This window comes from Microcystis sp. M53603_WE2 (assembly GCF_030065435.1).
In genome coordinates, this window is sequence record NZ_JASJFF010000378.1 from 1 (window position 1) to 4594 (window position 4594).

A 4594-nucleotide genomic window follows, 5' to 3' on the forward strand; every position below is an offset into this window, starting at 1 on the left:
AAACCGATTTTTGGTTATCGAGCGATCGCCTATTCCAGTCTCACCATCTGTTTCTTGGGTTTAATCGTTTGGGCCCACCATATGTTCACCAGCGGCACCCCCGGCTGGTTACGGATGTTTTTCATGGCGGCAACTATGTTAATCGCCGTTCCCACGGGCATTAAAATCTTTAGTTGGTGTGCCACTCTTTGGGGGGGTAAACTTAGTCTCAATACGTCTTTATTATTTGGGATCGGTTTCCTGTCTTCCTTCCTCATCGGTGGTTTGACCGGGATTATGTTGGCTTCTGTTCCCTTCGATATCCACGTCCACGATACCTATTTTGTCGTCGGTCACTTCCATTATGTACTATTTGGTGGTACGGCAATGGCCCTGTTTGCTGCCGTTTACCATTGGTTCCCGAAAATGACCGGACGGATGTATAACGAGACTCTCGGTCGTATCCACTTTGTTCTCAGTTTTATCGGTTTGAATTTAACTTTCATGCCGATGCACGAATTGGGATTATTGGGTATGAACCGTCGTATTGCCCTGTATGATGTGCAGTTTCAGGATTTAAATGTTCTTAGTACCGCAGGGGCTTATATTCTCGGTATATCGAGTATTCCCTTTGCTATTAATATGGTCTGGAGTGCCTTTAAAGGTCAACCCGCCGGTCGTAATCCTTGGCGCGCTTTAACCCTAGAATGGCAAACCTCCTCTCCCCCAATTATCGAGAATTTCGAGGAAATGCCGATTCTTTGGTCCGGCCCCTACGATTACGGTATTGATCTGGAGGAATCAGAAGCAGCGGAATCAGTACAAGATCTCCTCGCCGAAGTGGGCGCCGAATCCCAATAATCAGTTATCAGTTATCAGTTATCAGTTATCAGATGTGAGTTTTCAGTTCACTAATTAGGGGTTGCTGAATAAATCTAAAAACCTTGTTGGATAATATCTTTAGGCTTTTTTGAAATCAAAAAGTGCCCGCCATGGGAGTGGTCGGGGGGAAAATTCAGGTACTTTTTCCCCGAAAATTAGGTAATTGACCCTCTGAAAACGGGTAAAACCCTACACCCTACACCCCACACCCCACACCCTACCCCCACGAAAAACTTTTTGCCGCAAACCCTAATTACTGTTTACTGTTTACTGATCACTGAGAAAAAGCTCCCCGTCTCCCGTGTAAACTAAGGACATTCAATCATGCAAGGTTCAACGCTCGAAGATTCTCAACTCTCTGTCAATTATCATCACGAAACGGTGGAACACGGGCATCATGGCCACCCAGATCATCGCTTATTCGGTGTGGTTTTGTTTCTAGTGGCGGAAAGTTCCATCTTTTTAGGCTTATTTGCCGCTTTCTTGTTCTACCGTACCATGTTACCCGTTTGGCCCCCCGCCGGCACGCCAGAATTAGAGTTAACCCTACCGACAATTAACACAATTATTCTGGTGTCCAGTAGTTTTGTTATGCACATAGGACAAAAGGCGATTAAACAAAACAATAATGCCGGTTTACAATTGTGGTTCGGCATTACTGCTCTGATGGGAATTATCTTCCTTTGTGGTCAAGGATACGAATATTATCACGCTGAATTCGGTCTGACAACTAATGTTTTCACCAGCGCTTTTTATGCCTTAACCGGATTCCACGGTCTCCACGTTACCTTCGGTTTAGTGCTGATTCTATCTGTCCTCTGGCGTTCTCGTCAAAAAGACCACTATTCTAGTCAATCTCACTTTGGTGTGGAAGCAGCAGAATTATACTGGCATTTCGTCGATGTGGTCTGGATTATCCTGTTTTTACTGGTGTATATCTTGAGATAATTTTTGTTATTTACTAGGAGAAAAGGGCGATCAATTGATCGCCCTTTTTTGTATATTTCAATTTATAAGTAGTCGTACAAAATAAATTTCCTAGTGGTGAGAGGGAACTCCGGAACTGCGGAACGGGCAACAGAAAAGAAATACAGCGATTGTTGCTTTACGGAGAAATGGGTAATTAATTTTGTTTAGGTACTTAGCAATTCCTATACTGGTGAGTAGAGAACAGAGCCAATTGATAAATAATATAGGTGGGTTACGGCGAATACTAGATAATTTTCCCTAGCATAAATTGTCGTCGCCTAACCCACCCTACACCTAAAATTAACGACGACCGAATAAACTCCAACCTTTGCCACCACTAACGGCCGGTTCAGCTTTTTCAGCGACGGGAGCAACTTCTGCGGGGGTTTCCTCACCGGAAAGATTAGAAAGATCGTAGTTTTCTACTAGGAAAAGAGACGCTTTTTCAATAGTAGAATGATCCCAGAAAAGGGTGGAAGGTAACTCTTGACCGACCCAATCTTCTAGATCACCCACCATCGTTACCGCATCGATCGAATCTAAACCATAACGGGTTAAAGGTTCAGTCACATTAATCGTTTTGGCATCCAAAGATAACTGATCAGCTAACTGTTTAACTAACCAATTTTGTACCAGATTATTAAGATTGGAGCTGGAGTTCATGGGTTTTTTCCTCGGTAGTTTGTGAATGGGCTAATTGAAAAGGGGCGATCGAAAAATGTTGATTTTCTCGATATAATTTCAGCAATTCTTGGGCAACATTTTCTACATACACCTCAGATAGAGTGTAAGGCAGCGGCCGGAGAGTTCGCAGTAATCGGTGTAAACTCAACACCAACCATTCCCCCCGGGCAAAAAATTCACCCAAGATGGAACGATTATAAAGCCAAGTGTGTAAACAAGCAGAAGCAGCGTGTAAAGTACAGTATTTCTTGGCAATCTCGAACAATTCGGGTGATTGGTCGTGACCATACTCGAATTTCGATTGACTAATCTGTTCATCATGAGCATTTAGTTCCTCTAAAACTAAATTACCCAACATCAATAGATTTTCTAATACCTCTGGGTCCACTTCGTCAGAATTTTTCAATCCTTCCAGCATATCAAGGGCAATCTCTAAACCCTGTAGGGAATCATCCATTCCCCGGCCAAATAATTCTAAATTATTGGGTTCAAAGGGAGGAACTGACTTTTCTAGGCTAAAAATCGCCTCTAAACGGCTTTTTAACGCCGACATAGTGCGCGAGTTGCGTTTAGCCCGATATTTGGTTAAAGGACGCAATTGTAGGATTAAAGCATGAAGATTGACGATCGAACTGCCGTCAAACATACTGATAATCGAATTATCCCGCAGTAGCTTCTGGAAGATGCCGAATTCGTGTTCTTCTCGCATATAAAAACGCGATCCCAAGACCACATAAACACTATTAACCATCTCCTCCAGACGGACAGTAACAAAATATTTTACCACCGAAGCCCAGACGCTAAACTGTTCGGGGATAATATGAAAACCTCTCGCAGCCGGAATCGTCTCGCAATCACAAATAAGGATGTCAAGGAAAGCATCCACGAGAGTGCGCCGGGGTTGGGGCAAATCCATCACAGTTTTGTTATAAATTACCCGATTAACGGCAAAACTGAGGGTAGTTCTCAAAGCGGTATCGGCTGCCCCGTGGGAAAAAGCAGCGCACAACATTCGGGTAATCTGGAAACCTTTCAGGGCTAATTCTAAACCGTCTCCCTCCTCCCGTAAACGCATGGAATCGGGGACGAAACAATCTTTAAAACCAATGCCACTCATATCCGAGGCCCGCACACCATGGGTGTATATTTTCGGCAAATTATAGTATTTTTCGGGGTCTAATTGCCGTTTATCCACCATAAATAGGGTTAAACACTTCGGACCGCCGTTAGCATCGGTTTTCGCCAAAATAAAGGAAATTCCAGAGATAGTCGCCCGGTTAATCGGCCATTTCTCCCCATTGAGAATATAACCTCCTTCCACCTTCGTCGCAGTTAGATCACCATTGATCAGATCGCTACCGTGTTCCTTTTCCGAGTAACCCAGACACATCGCCCCATAGTCATCCATGATAAAACGGGCGAGCTTCTGTTTCTGTTCTGGGGTTCCCGCCATCCAGTTTAAAAACGACCAGAATAGGGTAGTAAAAGCGATGCCGATAGTTTGATCCCGTCGGGAAAGTACCCGCACAAAAGCGACAAATTCCTCAAAAGAGGTAAATTCACCGCCGCAATCGGTGGGAATGTAGTAGTGTGGGAGTTTCCAGTCGTATAACCAGCGAATTTCCTCGTGGGGAAATTCTTCGCTCTCGTCAATTTCGATCACCCGCTTGTAGGATAGAGGGTTATCGGGATTGAGAGGATCGCCTAAGTCTTTTTCCAGTGCTTCAGCAGTCCAGTATTGCTTAAGCTTTTTCATAGTGCCTCTAGGACAGATACAATGTGTTTTTCGTCAATGCCTTCGGTTAGAAGACCCGACCATGCACAAAAATTAATGACCATTCTAGACGTTTGACTGTAGAATAGCAACAATTACGCAATGTGCAACTAAAAACGACAGAATCAGGGGTCCAGAGGATACTTTATCTCTGCCGATTTCTGAAAGCCTTGGCAATCAAGACTAAAAATACAGTGGCACAGGGGAGCATCCCAATTTTGCCATAAGTATAAATGCTTAGAGACTAAAAACGTTAGCTAAGGCAAAATAAAGAGAAACAATTAAACGGTAGAATCATGAATACAG

General features: G+C 43.8%; 4 protein-coding genes. 2 read left to right on the top strand and 2 right to left on the bottom strand.

Annotated elements, in window-relative coordinates; all coding sequences use genetic code 11:
- Both PX481_RS08075 and PX481_RS08080 read left to right on the top strand, forming a co-directional pair.
- A partial coding sequence (locus PX481_RS08075) for a cytochrome c oxidase subunit I (RefSeq protein ID WP_288094277.1) occupies nt 1-840 on the top strand: 840 nt, incomplete at its 5' end.
- 345 nt (nt 841-1185) lie between these two features.
- Entirely contained in the window at nt 1186-1809 is a 624-nt protein-coding gene (locus PX481_RS08080; protein ID WP_002796799.1) for a cytochrome c oxidase subunit 3, read from the top strand.
- A 321-nt stretch (nt 1810-2130) separates the two neighbouring features.
- Here PX481_RS08080 and PX481_RS08085 read toward each other — a convergent pair whose 3' ends face one another.
- Complete coding sequence (locus tag PX481_RS08085; RefSeq protein WP_002758399.1) at nt 2131-2493, bottom strand: acyl carrier protein; 363 nt, start codon at nt 2491-2493, stop codon at nt 2131-2133.
- Nucleotides 2471-4270, bottom strand: coding sequence for an acyl-CoA dehydrogenase family protein (locus tag PX481_RS08090; protein WP_288094280.1), 1800 nt, complete (start codon nt 4268-4270; stop codon nt 2471-2473). The genes PX481_RS08085 and PX481_RS08090 overlap by 23 nt, the downstream gene beginning before the upstream one ends.
- Nucleotides 4271-4594 lie beyond the last annotated feature (324 nt).

Excerpts from the sequence above, each read along its gene's own strand:
- PX481_RS08080 (WP_002796799.1), top strand. The coding sequence starts at position 1,186 with ATGCAAGGTTCAACGCTCGAAGATTCTCAACTCTCTGTCAATTATCAT.
- PX481_RS08085 (WP_002758399.1), bottom strand. The coding sequence starts at position 2,493 with ATGAACTCCAGCTCCAATCTTAATAATCTGGTACAAAATTGGTTAGTT.
- PX481_RS08090 (WP_288094280.1), bottom strand. The coding sequence starts at position 4,270 with ATGAAAAAGCTTAAGCAATACTGGACTGCTGAAGCACTGGAAAAAGAC.